We start from the raw sequence: 18,298 nt of genomic DNA, 5'->3' as shown, positions 1-18,298 counted from the left end.
CGGAGCGGTGTAGGCTGCGGCCATGAGCGACGACGGAAACAAGGCCCGGCGGCCGGAACCGCCGCGGCGCCTCAATGCGCCGAAGGCGCTGGGGGTGACGCTCGGCCGGCTGACCCGGCCGGTGCTGAAAAAGCGCGGCGCGGCGCTGGCCGATATCCTTGCCCGCTGGCCCGAGATGACCGGCCCGCTGCTGGCCGCCGAAACCCAGCCCGAACGGCTGATCTATGCCGCCGGCGCCGGCGCCGATGCCACCCTGGAAGTGGCGGTCAGCCCGGCCTTCGCGCTGGAACTGCAGCATCTGGCGCCGCTGGTGATCGAGCGGATCAACGGCTGGTTCGGGTATCGCGCGGTGGCCGGCCTGCGGCTGAAACAGATGCCGATTCGGCGTGCCGAGTCGCCGGCGGCGCCGAGTCGCACCGCCCGGCCGCTGACGCCCGAGCAGCGCGCCCGGCTCGATGCCATGCTGGCCGGAATCGAGGACCGGGCCCTGCGCCAAGCCCTTGAGACTCTTGGCCGATCACTTCTCGGTGACAGCCGGCGCTGAAGGCCGGGGCGCCTTGAGTGCGCCAGATTCTTGTGGATAACGAGAGAGTCCGGTTGCAGGCCGGATCGGCCCACCTACAATGCCCCCTCAAGATGTTGGGGGTAGGAGCATCCCTATGAAATATATACAGCGTTTTGTCGTTGCTCTGGCCCTGAGTCTGGCGGCGTTTGCAGGGGGCAGCCATGCCGCCCGGGCCGCCGATCCGCGCCTGCAGGACATGGTCCTCGGCAGGGCCGACGCCCCCATCACCATCATCGAATATGCCTCGCTGACCTGCCCGCATTGCGCCGATTTCCACGAGAGCGTCCTGCCCGCGCTGAAGAAGGACTATCTCGATACCGGCAAGGCGAAGCTGATCTTCCGCGACTTCCCGCTGGACAATCTCGCCTTCGCTGGCGCCATTGTCGCCCGCTGCGCCGGGCCGGAGAAGTATTTCACCTATCTCGGCGTCCTCTTCGCCCAGCAGCGCCAGTGGGCCACCGCGCAGGACCCGAAGGCGGCACTGAAGCAGATCGCCCGGCTGGGCGGCATGCCCGGCGACCAGTTCGAGGCCTGCCTCACCGACAAGGCGGTGGGCGATTACATCCTGAATTCGCGCCTCGAGGGCAACCAGAAATTCAACGTCAATTCCACGCCGACCATCATCGTCGACGGCAAGCCGGAATCCGGCGTGCCCTCCTATGAGGATCTGCGCAAGAAGCTCGACGCGCTGGCGAAGAAGTAATCGCCGGCGATTTAGCACCGAAAGGGAGTTCCCGTGCAGTTCACCAAGTTGCGCCTGTCCGGTTTCAAGTCCTTCGTCGAGCCGACGGATTTCGTCATCCATCCGGGTCTTACCGGCGTGGTCGGCCCGAATGGCTGCGGCAAGTCGAACCTGGTGGAAGCCCTGCGCTGGGTGATGGGCGAGAATTCCGCCAAGCGGATGCGCGGTTCCGGCATGGACGACATGATCTTTGCCGGAACCGCGACGCGGCCTGCGCGCAACATCGCCGAAGTGACGCTGACGCTGGACAACAAGACCCGCACGGCGCCGGCGGCATTCAACGAGCAGGAAGTCGTCGAGATCACCCGCAAGATCGAGCGCGAGAAGGGGTCCGACTATTCGATCAACGGCAACGACGTGCGCATGCGCGACGTGCAGCTGCTGTTCGCCGATCTCGCCTCGGGCGCCAATTCGCCGGCGATGGTCAGCCAGGGCCGCGTCGGCGCCCTGATCAATGCCAAGCCGACCGACCGCCGCATGCTGCTGGAAGAGGCGGCCGGCATTTCCGGCCTGCATTCGCGCCGCCACGAGGCCGAGCTGCGGCTGAAGGCGGCGGAGTCCAACCTGGAGCGCGTGGTCGACGTGATCGGCCAGCTCGACAACCAGCTGCAGTCGCTGAAGCGCCAGGCCCGCCAGGCCAGCCGCTACCGCAACATCGCCGGCCAGATCCGCAAGACCGAAGCCATTCTCTATCACCTCAAGCATGCGGCGTTGAAACAGGCGCTGGCCGATGCCGAGCATGCGCTGGAAGCGGCCGACCGCCAGGTCGCCGACCGCACCCTGCAGGTCTCGGAGGCGCATGAGGCCGAGCGCATCGCCGCCGAGGCGCTGCCGCCCTTGCGCCAGCACGAGGCCGAGGCCGGCGCCCGCCTGCACCGGCTGGCCGTGGCCCGCGACGGGCTGGATGCGGACGAGGCCCGCGCCCGCGAGGCCGCCGAGCAGATCCGCCAGCGGCTGGCCCAGATCACCGCCGACAGCGACCGCGAAAGCGCGCTGTCGCAGGATGCCGAGGCCACCGTCGCCCGGCTGGATGCCGAGAACCGGGAGCTGGAAACCCTGAAGGCCGGCGAGGCCGAGGCCGAGGCTGCCGCCGATGCGGCGGTGACCGAGGCGCGCGCCCGCGTCGAGGAGCGCCAGGGCGAACTCGACAGGCTGACCGACCGCGCCGCCCAGGAGCAGGCCAGCCGCGCCCGCCTGCGCCAGGCCATCGAGGATGCCGAACGCCGGCTGGCCCGCTTGCGCGGCCGTATCGAGGAAATCGCTGCCGAGGAAGCCCGGCTCAGCGAGCGTACCGAGGCCGTCGCCGAGGCCGAGGAGGCCAATGCCGAGGTTGCCGCGAAGCAGCAGGCGGTGGAGGAATCGCGCCAGCTGCTGGAGATGACCGAGGCCGAGCAGACCGCCAGGGTCGAGGCGGCGCGCCAGGCCTATGAGGCGATCGAGGCCGAGCAGGCTCGCCTGATCGAGGCCGCCCGCGCCGCGCTGGAGACGGTCGAGGCCGGTCATGCGCAGAAGATCGAGCAGGCCCGTGCCGCGCTGGCCGCCCTGCAGGCCGAGCACGAGCAGAAGATCGACGCCGCCCGCGGCGGCCTGAACAGCGTCGAGGCCGAGCATGCGCAGAGGATCGAGGCGGCGCGCGGCGGGCTGAATGCCGTCGAGGCCGAGCATGCCGAGAAGCTGGCCGCCGCCCGCCGCGGCGTCGAGGCGGCGGAGGCCGCCCGCGCGCAGGTGGCGCAGGCTGAGCAGGCTGCCCGCGATGCCTGGCAGGGCGTGCAGGGCGAGCTGACCCGCCTGAAGGCCGAGGAAGCCGGCCTGACCAAGCTGCTGAAGATCGACGAGAGCAATCTGTTTCCGCCGCTGATCGACCAGGTCAGCGTGGCGCCGGGCTGGGAGAAGGCGCTGGGCGCCGCCCTGGCCGACGAGCTGAATGCCGCCACCGACCGCAACGCGCCGATGCACTGGGACGCGCTGCCGCCGCTGGCGGATGCGCCGGCGCTGCCGGCCGGCGTGACGCCGCTGGCGGCCCATGTCACCGGCCCGGCCGCCCTGCAGCGGCGCCTGTCGCAGATCGGCATCGTCGCCGAGGATGCCGATGGCGCCCGCCTGCGCGAACAGCTGCGGCTGGGCCAGCGGCTGGTGTCGAAATCCGGCGCGCTGTGGCGCTGGGACGGCTTCACGGTGAAGGCCGGCGCGCCCACTTCGGCCTCGATCCGGCTGGAACAGCGCAACCGGCTGGCCGATCTGCGCGAGGAGCTGCGCGATCTGGAAGGCCGGCTGAATGCGGCCCAGGCCGCCTATGCCGAAGCCCGCCAGGCGACCGAAGCCGCGGCCCAGGCCGAGCGGGATGCCCGCCAGGCCGTGCAGGCCGCCGACGAGGCCCGCAGCGAAGCCCGCCAGCAGGCGGCCGGGATCGTGCAGCAGGCCGAGCAGGCCCGCAGCGAAGCCCGCCAGCAGGCCGCCGCCATCGTGCAGCAGGCCGAACGCGCCGCCGCCGAAGCCCGCGACCGTGCCGCCGGCGCGGTGGCCGAGGCCGAGCGCGAGCGCCAGTCCGCCCGCGACCGCGCCAACCAGGGCATTGCCCAGGCCGAGCGCGACCGCCAGCAGGCCCGCGAGCGCGGCAGCCAGGCCATCGCCGCCGCCGAGCGCGACCGCCAGCAGGCCCGCGAACAGGCGAACCAGGACCTCGCCCGCGCCGACCGCGAGCTGAATGCCGCCCGCGACCGCCAGGCCGAACTGGTGCGCAAGGAAGCCGAGCGCCAGTCGCGGCTGGCCGCCCTGGCCGAACAGAAGCAGCAGACCGAGGGCGAGATCGCCGAGACCGAGGCCGCCCGCGAAGCCGAGGCCGCGGCCCTGGCCGCGCTGCCGCCGGAAGAAGAGGTGCGCGAACTGATCGCCATGGTGCGGCAGGAAACCGACGGGCTGCGCCAGGCCCTGGCCGAACGCCGCGCCGCGCTGGAACAGCTGCATCGCGACGCGGAAAGCCGCGGCCGCCGGCTGGAGGCGATCGTCATCGAGCGCCGCAATGCGGCCGCCCGCCATGAAGGCGCCGGCCAGCAGATCGCCCAGCTGACCGCCCGCCGCGCGGAAGCCGAGGCCGAACTGGCCAGGCTGGAGCAGATTCCGCTCGAGATCGAAAGTCGCCGCAGCGGTCTGCTGGACGAGCTGGCGAAGGCGGAAGCCGCGCGCCAGGAAGCCGCCGACCATCTCGCCAATGCCGAGGCCGCGCAGCAGCTGGCCGCCCGCACCGCCCGCGAACTGGAACAGATGCTGGGCAGCATCCGTGAGGAACGCGTGCGTGCCCAGTCCGATCTCGAACACCAGCGGGTCAGCCTCGACGAGCTGGCGATCCGCGTGCGCGAGGCGCTGGACTGCACGCTGGATGCCGTCCTGCAGGCCGGCGAGGTCGGCGACGACGAGGATTTCCCCGAGCTGCCGCAGGTCGAAACCCGGCTGGAACGGCTGCGCAAGGAACGGGACAATATGGGCCCGGTCAACCTGCGCGCCGAGATGGAAGCCAACGAGGTGGAAGAGAAGCTGACCACCCTGCAGACCGAGCAGACCGACCTGGTGGAGGCCATCGACAAGCTGCGGCAGGGCATTTCCAGCCTGAACCGCGAGGGCCGCGAGCGGCTGCTGGAAGCCTTCAAGCAGGTGGACAGCCATTTCCAGAAGCTGTTCGTCGAGGTGTTCGGCGGCGGCAAGGCCTATCTGCAGCTGGTGGAATCCGACGATCCGCTGCAGGCCGGCCTCGAAATCTATGCCTCGCCGCCGGGCAAGCGGCTGCAGGTGATGTCGCTGCTGTCGGGCGGCGAGCAGGCCCTGACCGCCCTGTCGCTGCTGTTCGCGGTGTTCCTCACCAACCCGGCGCCGATCTGCGTGCTGGACGAAGTGGACGCCCCGCTGGACGATGCGAATGTCGAGCGCCTGTGCAACCTGATGGAGGCGATGGCGCGCCAGACCTCGAATCTGGGCGAGGGCACCCGTTTCGTGGTGGTCACCCACCATCCGATCACCATGGCGCGCATGGACCGCCTGTTCGGCGTCACCATGGCCGAACGCGGCGTCTCGCAGCTGGTCTCGGTCGACCTCGCCGGCGCCGAGGCGATGAAGGCGACGGCGTAAGTCATACAGGACGGAAGACAGGCGCTGCGGCGCCTGTTTTTCTGTCCGGGGCTGCTACCTGAGGGAGTCCTGATGCAGGCGTTGCACAGAATGCTAGCAAAGCTGCCGCTGGCGCCGCTGTCTCTCGTACTGCTGCTGGCAGGGTGTGGCGCCAGCAGTCTCGACAAGGATGCGACCTTCAGCCCCGCCGACGATGCCGGCATGGTGGTGATCGGCTACCTGCCGAGCTATGGGATCGATAAGGGTTTCGGGCAGGTGAATTTCGCCAGGTACGATGTCGAGACGAAGAAGGTGACCGGCATTTCCTATATGGGGAAGATGGTGGGCATGCTCAGCGACGATGCCATCGTCCTCACCGACAAATGGCGGAGCGCGCGGTTTCGCGCCTACAAGATGACTCCCGGCGAGTATGTCCTTGCCCATGCCGACCTCGTCTACGGGACCAATGCGATGCGGACCACGTTCTACATCGACACCGACAGCAAGGCCCTGCGGGACAATTCCCCGGTCTTCACGGTCAAGCGGGGCGAGATCGTCTATATCGGCGATGTCGCCATGGATTTTGGCCGGTTCCCGGCCGGACTGGCGATCAAATCCGACGTGGGCAGGGCCGCGCAGTTCGTGAAAACGATGCCCGGGGTCACCAACCAGACCATGACCTTCCGGCCGCTACGCAGCTTCGTGCTGCCGGCTGCCGGCAAACAGTAAGCCGCCCGCCCGCATCACGCCGCCGCCGGTATCGCCGTGCCGCCTTCCGCCTGCGGCAGGCAGCCCAGCCCGCCGAGCGTTTCCGCCACCGCCTGCGCCAGCGGCGTGTGCGGCTCGGCGCCGAGGAAGGCGGTCAGCTTCGCATTGTCGAGCCGCAGGGCGTCGCGCCACAGATGGCGCATCTCGTGCAGTTCGCGGAACAGCGGCATGACCGGCGCCAGCAGCGGCAGGGCGAACCACGGAAACCGCCGCACCCGCAGGTCGGGCCGGGCGCAGGCGGCGCGGATCGCGGCGATCATCGCCGTACCGTCGGCATCGACATGGCCGCCGAAATGGAAGCTGTCGAAGGCTGGCAGCTCCGCCTCGCGCTCGGCCAGCCGCGCCATGGTTTCGGCCAGATCCGGCAGATAGGCCCAGCTATGGCCGGCGCCCCGGCCTTTTCCGTGGCCGGGCCAGGTGATCGCGCGCGGCACCCGGCCCGGCTTCACCAGGCCCTGCGAGAACCAGGTGCTGCCGGCGCGCGGCCCGAAGAAGTCGCCGGCGCGCACCACCAGTGCCCGGATGTTGTCACGCCCGGCCGCCGCGCGCAGGCGGCTTTCCATCTCGACGCGGATGGCGCCCTTGCGGGTCTGCGGCTGCTGTGGCGCGGTTTCGCCGACCAGCGGCAGGGCATCGGGGCCGTAATTGTAGACATTGCCGGGCAGCAGCAGGCGGGCACCGCTGGCCCTGGCCGCCGCGATGCTGCTGTCCAGCATGGGCAGCACCAGTTTGTCCCAGTCGCGGTAGCCCGGCGGGTTCACCGCATGCACGATCAGCCGCGCGCCGGCGGCGGCGGCCACCACGTCCTCCCGCACCATGGCGTCGCCCGGCAGCCATGCGAGGCCATCCCGGCCGGCCATGGCCGCCGCCCGGCGATGCAGGGCCCGCACCTGCCAGCCGCGCCGCAGCAGGGCCGCCGCCATTTCGCCGCCGATGCCGCCGGTGGCGCCCAGAACCAGTGCCGTTGCCATGTCGTCCTCCGTCGCTGTCCGATGCCGGCAGGATGGCCCGGCCGCGACATAAACGGAATTGACTAAAATAATGCCTGATCTATACAGAAATGCATGGATCAGGCCTTGCCCGGCTGGGACCTCTACCGCTCTTTCCTCGCGGTGCTGCGCGAAGGCTCGCTGTCGGCCGCCGCCCGCAGGCTTGGCCTGACCCAGCCGACCCTGGGCCGCCATGTCGCGGCGCTGGAACAGCTGCTCGGCGCGGCTTTGTTCATCCGCTCGCGCAGCGGCCTCAGCCCCACCGAGGCGGCTCTCGACCTGCAGCCCTATGCCGAGGCGCTGGAGGCGACGGCGGCGGCGGCCCTGCGCAGTGCCTCGGGCCGCGGCCGCAGCATCCGCGGCAGCGTGCGGGTCAGCGCCAGCGAGATCGTCGCCATCGAGGTGCTGCCGCCGATCCTGGCCGGCCTGCAGGCGGCGCATCCGGATCTGGTGATCGAACTGGTGCCGTCCAACCGCGTCGAGAACCTGCTGCTGCGCGAGGCCGATATCGCCGTGCGCATGGTGGCGCCGGCGCAGGAGGCGCTGGTGGCGAAGCGCATCGGCGCGATCGAACTGGGCTTTCATGCCCATCGCGACTATCTCGCCCGCCGCGGCACGCCGCGCAGCCTGACTGCGATGGAGGCGCACAGCCTGGTCGGCTACGACCGCGAGACGGCCTTCATCCGCCGTGCCCGCGAATTGCTGCCCCTGCCCGAGCGGATCGCCTTTGCCTTCCGCAGCGACAGCGACGTGGCCCAGCTGGCGGCGATCCGCGCCGGCATCGGCATCGGCGTCTGCCAGGTGCCGCTGGCGCGGCGCGACCCGGCCCTGGTGCGGCTGCTGCCGAAGGCGTTCAGCTTTCCGCTGGAAACCTGGCTGGCCATGCACGAGAACCTGCGCGACACGCCACGCTGCCGCGTGGTGTTCGATGCGCTGGCAAAGGGCCTGGCCGGCTATATCGCCGGCGCGAAAACGGGCTGAAGGCTGCCGGGTCGGGCACTGGCCAGCTACAGACTTCCCGGCTACAGACTTCCCGGCTACAGACTCCCGGATGGCAGGAAGCCGTGGCTGCCGTCCAGCATGGCGCCGCGGAAATCGGCACCGCCGAGCTTGGCGCGGCTGAGATTGGCGCCGCGCAGGTCGGTGCAGATCAGCCGGGCGCCGCCGAGATCGGCGCCGGCAAGGTTGGCGCCCGACAGGTCGGCGCCGGAAAGATCGGCATGGGCGAGGCTGGCATCGATCAGGCAGGCGCCCTGCAGGCCGGCGCGGCTGCCCTTGCGGCCATTGCTGGCGATCCAGTCGGCATGGCTGGCCAGCACGGCATCGACCTCGTCGGCGCTCAGCCGCTTGGGCGGCCGGCCGCCGGCGGCGGTCACCGCCTCGGCCATGCCGGGGCCGAGATCGGCGAGGCCGAAATCCACCCGGCGCAGGTCGGCGGTGCCGAATTCGACATTCTCCAGCCGCGCGAAGGCGAAATCGGCGCCATCGAGATCGGCGCGGTCGAACTGCACGCCGTCCAGCACCGCGCGCGCAAACGACGTGCCCTTGATCACGGCGCCGGTCATGCGGGTGGTGCGGCCGCCGCCTTCGTCATCACCGTCGCGATAGGGGCCGAGGCCGGTGGCGATGAAGCGGGTCTTGGTCAGCACGGCGCGGCTGAGATCGGCACCGCGCAAGTCGGCACCGGAGAAATCGGCGCCGGAGAGGTCGGCGGCGCTGAAATCGCAGGCCGGCAGCGATGCCTCCTGGAAACTGCTGTGGCGCAGGTCGGAACAGGACAGCCGGCAATGGGCCAGCGCCACATGGTCCAGCAGCTTGCGTTGCCAGTTGATGGCGCCGAAATCGACATGTTCGAGTTTCAGCTGGCGGCCCATGCGCACGGCGCCGCCCATCGACTGCAGATACCGGCCGTGGGAGGCCAGCAGGTCGCTCAGATCGGCAGGAGCCTTGGAAAAGGAGGGCGTCGCAGTCATGGGGCCGGATTTGCTGTTGCCGCAGTATGCGGCAGCCGGCGGTCTGCAGGGAACAGGAAAATGCGCGCCGGTGCTAGAGCAGGCCGGCGATCACGCGGTCCGGCGGCGCATGGCCGTCGGCGAAGGTCTTGATGTTGATGATGACCTTCTCGCCCATGTCGATGCGGCCTTCGAGCGTGGCCGAACCCATATGCGGCAGCAGGGTGACATTGTCGAGTTCGAGCAGCTTCGGGTTGACCGCCGGTTCATGCTCGAACACGTCCAGCCCGGCGCCGGCCAGCTCGCCCTTGCGCAGCTTGCGCACCAGCGCGTTCTCGTCGATCACCTCGCCGCGCGCGGTGTTGACGATATAGGCCTGCGGCTGCAGCAGGTCGAGCCGGCGCGCCGACAGCAGGTGGAAGGTGGCCGGCGTGTGCGGGCAGTTCACCGAGATGATGTCCATGCGGGCCAGCATCTGGTCGAGGCTTTCCCAGTAAGTCGCCTCCAGCTCCTGCTCGACGCTGTCATGCACGCGCTTGCGGTTGTGGTAATGGATCGACAGGCCGAAGGCCCGCGCCCGGCGGGCGACCGCCTGGCCGATGCGGCCCATGCCGATGATGCCGAGCCGCTTGCCCCAGATGCGCTTGCCCAGCATCCAGGTCGGCGACCAGCCCTCGAACTTGCCGCCCTGCAGGGCATTGGCGCCTTCGACCAGCCGGCGCGGCACCGCCAGGATCAGGGCCATGGTCATGTCGGCGGTGTCTTCGGTCAGCACGCCCGGGGTGTTGGTGACGGTGATGCCGCGCTGGCGGGCGGCGGCGAGGTCGATATGGTCGACGCCGGTGCCGAAATTGGCGATCAGGCGGAAATTCGGGCCGGCATGGGCGAGGATGGCGCCATCGATGCGGTCGGTGATGGTGGGCACCAGCACGTCGGCGGTCTTCACCGCCTCGATCAGCTCGGCATGGGACAGCGGCTGGTCCGCCACGTTCAGCCGCGTGTCGAACAGCTCCATCATCCGCGTCTCGATCGGATCCGGCAGTTTCCGGGTCACAATCACCAGGGGGCGCTTCTTGGGCGTCGGCATGACAGGCGTTTCCGGCTCCGCGAAAGGATGGGATGGCCCTCTCTAGCAGATCGACCCGACCGAGACAAACCTCGGCCGGGTCGAAATCGGCTGCCCCAGCGGAAGCGGGCAGGGCGTGAGGCGGCGGCTCCGTATGCGTACGAACAGCCGCCTTTTCAAGGCGTTATGCCCTAGCGGACATAGAGCGGCATGTACTGCCGGATGTTCTGCTCCAGCTCGCGGTTGACGTCCATCATGGTCGCCTTCACCAGCTCGTGGATCAGCCGGTCGCGGTCGTTCAGGCTGGCCTTCTCGCTCATGGTGGTGCTGCGCTTGGCCGAGGCGGTGGCCTCGCCGACCTTGAAGCCGCGGGCATCGCGCAGCTCGACCGCCATGGCGACGTCGGTGCTGAAGCGCGCGATCTGGTCCTCGGTGAAGCTGCCGCGCAGGCCCGGGGTCTTCTTCAGATCCTCCTCGGTGACGGCGGCGCGGCGGATCACCACGGTCAGGCGGTAGGGCTGGCTGTTGTCCAGCGCGATGCGGTCGCGGGTCCAGCGCTGGGCCACCAGCACCGGCGATTGCGGGATGCCCAGCTCGATATGGGGCGGCTGGGCGCTGGGCTGGTATTCCTGGATCGTCTCCACCGAGGCGGCGGCGAAGGTCAGCTTCGGCTGGTCGGCAAAGCCGATCTCCGGCAGCATCAGCTTTTCCGGCGCCGTCGTGCAGGCGGCCAGCAGGGCGGTCACGCCCAGCGCGGCAAAGCCCTGCAGCAGGGTCTTGCGGGAGGGACGGAAGGACATGGCGGTTTCTCCTTGTTATCCGCCGCCGACCAGAGCGCCGAATTGGGGCGGATTCAAGGCCCGGGGATGACGGAAGCCGGGCAATTCCGCCGCTTTCCGGCGGAAACCGGCCGCCGCTCAGCCCTGCACGGCCGCGGCCGGGAAATCGTAGGCGGCCGAGCAGAACTGGCAGGTCACCGAGATGACGCCTTCGACCGCCATCGATTCGATCTCCTCGGCCGAGAAGGTCGAGAGGATGCCGCGCACCTTGTCGGCCGAGCAGGTGCAGGCATTGTCCAGCGGCGCGGCATCGAAGACGCGCACGCCATCCTCGTGGAACAGCCGGTAGAGCAGGTCGTTCTGCGGCAGGGCCGGATCGGTCAGCTCGCCGGCCGAGGTGGTCGCCTGCAGGGCGGTGGCCTTTTCCCAGGCCAGCCCGCGTTCCTCGCCGGTCAGGCCGCCCGGCTGCAGCGGCAGCTGCTGCAGCAGCAGGCCGCCGGCCCGCCAGCGCCGCCGCCCGCCGGCGTCGCGGCGGTGCTGCGCCGCCAGCACGATGCGGGCATTGAGCTGTTCGGACTGGGCAAAATACAGATGCGCGGCCTCGGCCAGGGTCGGGCCGCTCAGCTCGACGATGCCCTGGTAGCGCTCCATGTCCGGCCCTTCCGGGTCGATGGTGAAGGCGAGATAGCCCTTGCCCAGCAGCAGCGGCACGATGCTCTCGATGCCGCCGGGGCCGAGTTCGAGGCCGTCCAGCCGGCCGGCATCGAAACTGGCATAGCCGCGCAGATGGCCCGGCGTGCGGCAGTCGGCCACCAGCAGCGAGACCGGGCCGTCGCCCTTGGCCTGCACGGTGAAGGTGCCGTCGAATTTCAGCGCGGTGGCCATGGTGGCGGCCAGCACCACGGCTTCGGCCACCAGCTGCGCCACCGGCTCGGGATAGGCATGGCGGCTCAGCAGGCGGTCGAGGGCGGGGCCCAGCCGCACCAGGCGGCCGCGCGTGTCGCACTGTTCGATCTGGAAGGGCAGGGTGAGGTCGTCGGAAAGCGTCTGGGTCACAGCGGGATTATATAGGCAGGCTCAGGCGCCGAAACACCAGGCGAGGATGGCTTTCTGGGCATGCAGGCGGTTCTCCGCCTCGTCGAACACCACCGAACGCGGCCCGTCGATCACCTCCGGCGTCACTTCCTCGCCGCGATGGGCCGGCAGGCAGTGCATGAAGATGGCATCGCCGGCGGCCCTGCCCATCAGCCCGGCATTGACCTGGTAGGGGGCCAGCACCCTGTGGCGGCGCTCGGCATCCTTCATGCCCATCGACACCCAGGTATCGGTGATCACGCAGGCGGCATCGGCCACCGCCCTGTCCGGGTCCTCGCTGACGAAGACCTGGCCCTGGCGCTCGGCCGCCCAGGCCAGCACCTTCCTGCTGGGGGCCAGTTCGGCCGGGCAGGCGAGGTCGAGGCGGAAGCCGAACTGCACGGCGGCATGGATCAGCGAGGTGGCCATGTTGTTGCCATCGCCGACCCAGGCCAGCTTCTGGCCGCGGATCGGGCCCTTCTTCTCCTCGAAGGTCAGCACATCGGCCATCACCTGGCAGGGATGGCTTTCGTCGGTCAGGCCGTTGATCACCGGCACCGAGGCATTGGCAGCCAGCTCCAGCAGGGTTTTCGCCCGGCCGGTGCGCATCATGATGGCATCGACATTGCCCGACAGGATCCGCGCGGTATCCGCCACCGTCTCGCCGCGGCCGATCTGCATGTCGTCGCTGCGCAGCACGATGGTCTTGCCGCCCAGCTGGCGCATGGCGACGTCGAAGCTCAGCCGCGTGCGGGTCGAGGGCTTCTCGAAGATCATCGCCAGGATGCGGCTGTCGGCCGGCTGGCCGGGTTCGACCGCGCCCTTGGGCTTGCCTTTGCGGCCGGCCTTCATGCGTGCCGCATGGTCGAGGATGCCGCGCAATACCGCCGGCTCGAAATCGCTGAGATCGAGGAAATGGCGGATCGCGGCGGCGGGCGGCGCGGCCGTCATGCCGCGCTCTCCGCCTTCGCGGTGCCGCGCAGCCGCAGGCAGGCCGCCTCGATGCGGTGGATGCCCTCGGCGAGATCCTTTTCCGGAATCGTCAGCGGCGGCATCAGCCGCACGGTGTTGTCGCCGGCCAGCACGCCCAGCACATGCTCCTCGCGCAGGGCCGCCGCCACCGCGGTATTGGCCGGCTGGCATTTCAGCGCCATCAGGAAACCCTGGCCGCGGATTTCGCCGATGATGTCGGGGAAGCGGTCGGCCAGCATGGTCAGCTGCTGCTTGAAATACGAGGCGCGTTTCTGCACGCCGTCGAAGAAGCCCGGCTCCAGCATCACGTCGAGCACGGCATTGGCCGCCGCCATCGCCAGGATGTTGCCGCCGAATGTCGTGCCATGGGTGCCGGGCGCCATGCCGGCGGCCGCCGCGTCGGTAGCGAGCACGGCGCCGACCGGAAAGCCGCCGCCGAGCCCCTTGGCCAGGCTCATGATGTCCGGCGCCACGCCCGCCCATTCATAGGCGAACAGCTTGCCGGTGCGGCCCATGCCGGTCTGGATCTCGTCCAGGATCAGCAGCAGGCCGCGTTCGTCGCAGAGCGCGCGCAGGGCGCGCAGCATCTCGGTCGGCACCGAACGGATGCCGCCCTCGCCCTGGATCGGCTCGATCATGATGGCGGCGGTTTCCGGCGTGATCGCCGCCTTCAGGGCGGCCATGTCGCCGAACGGCACCTGGTCGAAGCCGCCGACCTTTTCGCCGAAGCCGTCCATGTATTTCTGGTTGTTGGTGGCCGCCAGCATGGCCAGGGTGCGGCCGTGGAAGCAGCCCTCGAAGGTGATGATGCGCCACTTTTCCGGCTGGCCTTTCGCCGCGAAATGCTTGCGCGCGATCTTCACCGCACCCTCGTTCGCCTCGGCGCCGGAATTGCAGAAGAAGGCCTTGTCGGCAAACGAATGGGCGACCAGCCGGCCGGCCAGCTTCTCCTGCTCGGGCGACCTGAACAGGTTGGAGACATGCCACAGCCTGCCGGCCTGCTCCTGCACGGCCTTTACCAGATGCGGATGGCTGTGGCCGAGCGCGGTGACCGCGATGCCGGAGCCGAAGTCGAGATAACGTCGACCGTCGGCGGTGTAGAGGTAAGGACCCTCGCCCCGCTCGAACGCGAGGTCGGTCCTCGCGTAAGTCGACATCAATGCTTCGCTCACGACACCTTCTCCCATGGCAGGAAGGCCGGACCCGGACCATCCGGGCCTGAACGGCGATCCCGAAAACGATGACGCCAGCCCCGGCTTTTTTCGGCGGCCGGGCTGGCGGGAAAGGCCGGACTCTAAGGGCCTGCAAACCCTTAGTCAATTCAGCGAATGTCGGCAGACAATCGGGCCCGGCCTGCCCCTGGGAAACGGGCGCCGGGGAAACGGGCCCCGCGGGTCAGGCCGCGGGTGACAGAGGCTTTTATATCGCTAGGCCCGGGCCTAGGACGTGGCATCGTGGCCGGGCCTCCCGTTCTTCGTTGCCGGCCTCTCCCCGGGGAAGGCTGGCCGGGTCTGCGGGGGCGGTGCTAGTGTCTGGAAAATATCGGGAATTGCGGGAGGTGCGACCATGACCGGCTTGAGTTTCGAGACCACGCGGCGGGTCTATTGCGAGCCCGGGGCCAGCGCGAAGCTCGGTACCCTGATGACCGAGCTGGGCGCCGGCCGCGTCCTGCTGGTCACCGATCCGGGCGTGATGAAGCTGGGCCTGCCGCAGGCGGCGCTCGACAGCCTTCAGGCCGCCGGCATCGCCACCGCCATCTACGACCGCACCGAGGCCGATCCGCCCGAGAAACTGGTGCATGCGGCGGTGGCGGCCGCGAAGGAGCACCGGGCGGATGGCATCGTCGGCTTCGGCGGCGGCAGTTCGATGGACATCGCCAAGCTGGTCGCCCTGATGGGCGGCGATGGCGGGCAGCCCCTGGCCGAGATGTACGGCATCGGCAATGCGAAGGGCCGCCGGCTGCCGCTGGTGCAGGTGCCGACCACCGCCGGCACCGGCTCGGAAGTGACCGGCATCTCCATCATCACCACCGGCGAGAGCGAGAAGAAGGGCGTGGTCTCGCCCCTGCTGCTGCCCGACATCGCCCTGCTGGATGCCGATCTCACGCTGGGGCTGCCGCGCGGCGTTACCGCGGCCACCGGGGTGGATGCCATGGTGCATGCCATCGAGGCCTATACGACGAAGCATAAAAAGAACCCGATCTCGGACGCGCTGGCCCGCGAGGCGTTGCGGCTGCTGTCGCGGAACATCCGCACCGTCTGCAGCGAGGCCGGCGCGAAGGACCGTGCCGCCCGCTCCGACATGCTGCTGGGCGCCATGCTGGCCGGCATGGCCTTCGCTAATGCGCCGGTGGCGGCGGTGCATGCGCTGGCCTATCCGGTCGGCGGGCATTTCCATGTGCCGCACGGCCTGTCGAACGCGCTGATGCTGCCGCATGTGCTGCGCTTCAACCTCGAAAGCGCCGCCGCCGCCGCGCAATATGCCGAACTGGCCGGCATTCTTCTGCCCGGCAAAAGCTTTGCCTCCGCCTCGGCGGGCGCCGGCGCGTTGCTGGCGGAGCTTGAGGCGATCATCGACGACGTGAAGCTGGAAAAGCAGCTCCGCCAGGTCGGCATCAGTCACAACCACCTGCCGATGCTGGCGAAGGATGCCATGAACCAGCAGCGCCTGCTGGTCAACAACCCGCGCGAGGTGGCCTACGACGATGCCCTGCGCATCTACGAACAGGCGCTGTGACCCGATGAACGACGTGCCCGAGCCGAAGCTCGATCCGAAGCTGGAAGTCCGCGGCAATTACCGCCACAGCCTGCTGATCCCGACCCGGCTGGCCGATATCGACGTCTACCAGCATGTCAACAACGTGGTCTATTACGCGTATTTCGACACGCTGGTGAACGATTACATGATCCGCTTCGGCGGGCTCGACATGGTGCGCGACCCGGTCATCGGCCTGCTGGTGGAAAGCGGCTGCCGCTTTCACCAGTCGCTGAATTACCCGGAGACCATCGAGGGCTGCCTGCGCACGGTGAAGATCGGCACTTCCTCGGTGCGGCACGAGATCGCGCTGTTCCGCGAGGGCCAGACGCATCCGGCGGCCACCGGCCATTTCGTGCATGTCTTCGTCGAGCGCGGCCCGCAGAAGCCGGCGCCGATCCCGCCCCGCATCCGCGCCGCGCTGGAAAGGCTGCTGGTGTAGGCGGCGGCGATCAGTTTTCGGCCGGGCGAATTGCCCATTTGCGATCGTTATAGAAAAATACCCGCTGCGAATCCTCGCGGACCCAGTGGAGCGCATCGCGGCCGAGCCAGAACAGGGACCCTTTCGGCTGATCGAACATCGGCTTGCGTTCAGGCATGCTGATCTGGATCTGGTTGCGGTTGGTGCAGACTTTGCCGAGCAGCCGGTAGAAATGCCGCGACAGCAGGTCATGCTCGTGATTGCCGGGATCGCGGTAGAAGGTGATGACGCAGTGCTCCATGAACGGCGCCGTCTTCAGCTTCTCAGCCGTATATATTGGCTGGAACATCTGGAACAGGAAAGCAGGATTCTTATCGGCATGATTGGCGATGCCCCAGGAGCCGCGCCCGGGCTCAACCTCGTCAGGCAGCCACTGAACGTCCGGCTGCCAGTTTTCGTCGAACACGCCGACGATGTGACCGCGCCTGAGAATGCCGGGCACATCGAGCAGCTGCCTGAACCGCGGAACCGCCGGCCTCTCCTTGGCCTGGCGCTGCTCCCGGGTCAGGCTTTCATAATACCGGATCGTCGGAAAAGTTTCCGCCAACAGGTCAGCGAAAGCCCGCCAGTCGGCTTCGGTCAGCCAGACGATGCGGGTTTTCATGGAGGAATAAACGGCCATAGCCCTTCGATCTCCCTGATACGGCCAGCTTAAAGCTTGCTCTTGGCTTTTAATACAGCCTCGATCCGCGGGCCGAGCTTGGCGGCAAATTCCCGGGCCTGTTGCCGATAGGCATGCCGCGCCTCCGGGCTGACCACACCGTCCGGCCGGTCGGCCAGCAGCTTCGGAGCCAGCACCATCAGTTCGCCCGGCTTGTTGTACTCTGCATTGGCGATCTGATCGCGCTCACGCTTCACACCAATATCGGGGTTTCTCTTCAGCATCCTGCCGGTGAAAATGCGCAGATATTCGGGTTCGAGGCCTTCGACCAGATATCGGATCGTCGCATCCGGCCAGCTCGCGCCCTTGGTCCCTTTGCTGTCGCGTCCTTCGATGTATTCTTCCGGCACCTCATCGCCGTCAGCCTCTCCATCCTTTCGTGAGCCATATGCATGCTCCCACTTTCCGGGCATATCGGCGCGCTGCTTCTGCAAATACTCCAGAAGCTCCTTCACCATATCGGCGTTGCCGAGCCGCGTGGCCTCGATGCCCTTCCGGCCGCCCTTGTTGATGAAGACCAGCATCAGTTCCTTCGCCAGGTCCTGGTCGAAGGGTTCCAGACCCTCGTACCACTCCTGCATCTCCGGCAGGATCAGCTTCTCGTCGGGGATGTCCGGCGCGGCGGCCGGGCGGCCGGGCAGGCGGTCGTCGAGCACGGGCGGAATCAGCGGCGGCACCTGCATCATCTTTTTCTCGGCCTCGCCGATCGGCTTCGAGGGCGGCAGCGGTTCCCAGTCCTGCGTCACGAAGGCGGCCTGCTGCGCGTCATCCGGGCCGGGCGGCAGGCGCCGGCCCCGTTCATGCAGGTCCTGCGTGGCCTCCAGCAGGCTGCGCAGGTTGTCGCGCGCATAGCCGAGGCGCCGGGTTCCCTCGCGGGCAGCGGCCTTCACCGCCGGGGCCTCATGGGGATACGGGCTGGGCCGCCGCGTCCCGTCATGGCCTGCCTGGCCGGCCGGCGGCGGGACTGGTATTCCGGTCAATGGTGCCGCGATCTGCGCCACCTGCGCGCCGGCACGGAAGGCGGGCCCGGCATCGTCGGGGACATCGCGGATCGCCGGCGGCGGCGCGGCCCTGTCCGGCGCATCGCCGCGCCGGGCTTCCTCGTCATGCTGCCGGTCGATGTCCTCGGGTGTCGGGGCCGGGCCCATTCTGTCGCCCACGGCATCGCGCAGGGCGGCCGCGGTCGCGCTGCAGGCGCTTGATGCCCGGCACCAGGCCGGAGCCGGGCCAGCCGGTGGGCAGGCCCGGTTCGGGCAGGTCGAGGTAGCCGGCCTCGGCCAGCAGCATCTGCGCCTTGATCACATCGGCGCGGGCATTTTCGGCCAGATGGCCGACCGGGCCGGAGAGCGAGAAGGGATTGGGGTCGTCGACGGGACGCAGGGGCATGGGGAGACTCC

The 18,298-nt window shown here is 68.9% G+C and carries 17 protein-coding genes; 7 read left to right on the top strand and 10 right to left on the bottom strand.

Features of this window, described 5'->3' with window-relative positions; all coding sequences use genetic code 11:
* The first annotated feature begins 22 nt into the window (after positions 1–22).
* The 4 genes from ACEQZY_RS09255 (at position 23) to ACEQZY_RS09240 (ending at position 6,134) form a co-directional block, all read left to right on the top strand.
* Positions 23–544, top strand: a complete 522-nt coding sequence (locus tag ACEQZY_RS09255; protein ID WP_341705175.1) for a DciA family protein — start codon at positions 23–25, stop codon at positions 542–544.
* Positions 545–659: 115 nt separating this feature from the next.
* On the top strand, positions 660–1,268 hold the full coding sequence (locus ACEQZY_RS09250; RefSeq protein ID WP_341705176.1) for a DsbA family protein: 609 nt from the start codon (positions 660–662) through the stop codon (positions 1,266–1,268).
* 33 nt (positions 1,269–1,301) lie between these two features.
* Complete coding sequence (locus ACEQZY_RS09245) at positions 1,302–5,426, top strand: AAA family ATPase (RefSeq protein WP_370153787.1); 4,125 nt, start codon at positions 1,302–1,304, stop codon at positions 5,424–5,426.
* 90 nt (positions 5,427–5,516) lie between these two features.
* Positions 5,517–6,134 (top strand): hypothetical protein, encoded by a 618-nt coding sequence (locus ACEQZY_RS09240; protein ID WP_341705667.1) that lies wholly within the window; start codon positions 5,517–5,519, stop codon positions 6,132–6,134.
* Between the two features lie 14 nt (positions 6,135–6,148).
* Here ACEQZY_RS09240 and ACEQZY_RS09235 read toward each other — a convergent pair whose 3' ends face one another.
* The gene (locus tag ACEQZY_RS09235) at positions 6,149–7,144 is read right to left on the bottom strand and encodes an NAD-dependent epimerase/dehydratase family protein (protein WP_370153785.1); all 996 of its coding nucleotides are present in this window, start codon (positions 7,142–7,144) and stop codon (positions 6,149–6,151) included.
* Positions 7,145–7,237: 93 nt separating this feature from the next.
* Between ACEQZY_RS09235 and ACEQZY_RS09230 the strand changes: the two genes are divergently transcribed.
* On the top strand, positions 7,238–8,143 hold the full coding sequence (locus ACEQZY_RS09230) for a LysR family transcriptional regulator (RefSeq protein ID WP_341705438.1): 906 nt from the start codon (positions 7,238–7,240) through the stop codon (positions 8,141–8,143).
* A 56-nt stretch (positions 8,144–8,199) separates the two neighbouring features.
* Here ACEQZY_RS09230 and ACEQZY_RS09225 read toward each other — a convergent pair whose 3' ends face one another.
* The 6 genes from ACEQZY_RS09225 to ACEQZY_RS09200 form a co-directional block, all read right to left on the bottom strand.
* A complete protein-coding gene (locus ACEQZY_RS09225) occupies positions 8,200–9,135 on the bottom strand; it encodes a pentapeptide repeat-containing protein (protein WP_341705439.1) in 936 nt (311 codons plus the stop codon).
* Between the two features lie 73 nt (positions 9,136–9,208).
* Entirely contained in the window at positions 9,209–10,201 is a 993-nt protein-coding gene (locus ACEQZY_RS09220) for a 2-hydroxyacid dehydrogenase (RefSeq protein ID WP_370153783.1), read from the bottom strand.
* 170 nt (positions 10,202–10,371) lie between these two features.
* Positions 10,372–10,980, bottom strand: coding sequence for a hypothetical protein (locus tag ACEQZY_RS09215; protein ID WP_341705441.1), 609 nt, complete (start codon positions 10,978–10,980; stop codon positions 10,372–10,374).
* A gap of 117 nt (positions 10,981–11,097) precedes the next feature.
* Positions 11,098–12,015 carry an Hsp33 family molecular chaperone gene (locus tag ACEQZY_RS09210; RefSeq protein ID WP_370153780.1) on the bottom strand — a complete coding sequence of 306 codons (918 nt, stop codon included), beginning with the start codon at positions 12,013–12,015 and terminating at the stop codon, positions 11,098–11,100.
* A gap of 21 nt (positions 12,016–12,036) precedes the next feature.
* The gene (argF, locus tag ACEQZY_RS09205; protein WP_341705165.1) at positions 12,037–12,984 is read right to left on the bottom strand and encodes an ornithine carbamoyltransferase; all 948 of its coding nucleotides are present in this window, start codon (positions 12,982–12,984) and stop codon (positions 12,037–12,039) included.
* The gene (locus ACEQZY_RS09200; RefSeq protein ID WP_370153778.1) at positions 12,981–14,177 is read right to left on the bottom strand and encodes an aspartate aminotransferase family protein; all 1,197 of its coding nucleotides are present in this window, start codon (positions 14,175–14,177) and stop codon (positions 12,981–12,983) included. The genes argF and ACEQZY_RS09200 overlap by 4 nt, the downstream gene beginning before the upstream one ends.
* 394 nt (positions 14,178–14,571) lie before the next feature.
* On the opposite strand from ACEQZY_RS09200, the gene ACEQZY_RS09195 reads away from it, so the two are divergent.
* Both ACEQZY_RS09195 and ACEQZY_RS09190 read left to right on the top strand, forming a co-directional pair.
* Positions 14,572–15,741 carry an iron-containing alcohol dehydrogenase gene (locus ACEQZY_RS09195; protein ID WP_370153776.1) on the top strand — a complete coding sequence of 390 codons (1,170 nt, stop codon included), beginning with the start codon at positions 14,572–14,574 and terminating at the stop codon, positions 15,739–15,741.
* Between the two features lie 4 nt (positions 15,742–15,745).
* Positions 15,746–16,201 carry an acyl-CoA thioesterase gene (locus ACEQZY_RS09190; RefSeq protein ID WP_370153774.1) on the top strand — a complete coding sequence of 152 codons (456 nt, stop codon included), beginning with the start codon at positions 15,746–15,748 and terminating at the stop codon, positions 16,199–16,201.
* Positions 16,202–16,211: 10 nt separating this feature from the next.
* Here the strand turns inward: ACEQZY_RS09190 and ACEQZY_RS09185 are convergent, their stop codons facing one another.
* From ACEQZY_RS09185 to ACEQZY_RS09175, 3 genes are all read right to left on the bottom strand, one after another.
* Positions 16,212–16,862: a hypothetical protein gene (locus ACEQZY_RS09185; RefSeq protein ID WP_370153772.1), complete on the bottom strand. Its 651-nt coding sequence runs from the start codon at positions 16,860–16,862 to the stop codon at positions 16,212–16,214.
* 29 nt (positions 16,863–16,891) lie between these two features.
* A complete protein-coding gene (locus tag ACEQZY_RS09180) occupies positions 16,892–17,791 on the bottom strand; it encodes a hypothetical protein (protein ID WP_370153770.1) in 900 nt (299 codons plus the stop codon).
* 214 nt (positions 17,792–18,005) lie between these two features.
* Positions 18,006–18,298 (bottom strand): hypothetical protein (locus tag ACEQZY_RS09175; RefSeq protein ID WP_370153768.1); only part of this gene is annotated, 293 nt, incomplete at its 5' end.

The organism is Ferrovibrio sp., from assembly GCF_964218355.1.
GTDB lineage: Bacteria > Pseudomonadota > Alphaproteobacteria > Ferrovibrionales > Ferrovibrionaceae > Ferrovibrio.
This window is presented reverse-complemented; position numbering and strand designations above follow the sequence as displayed.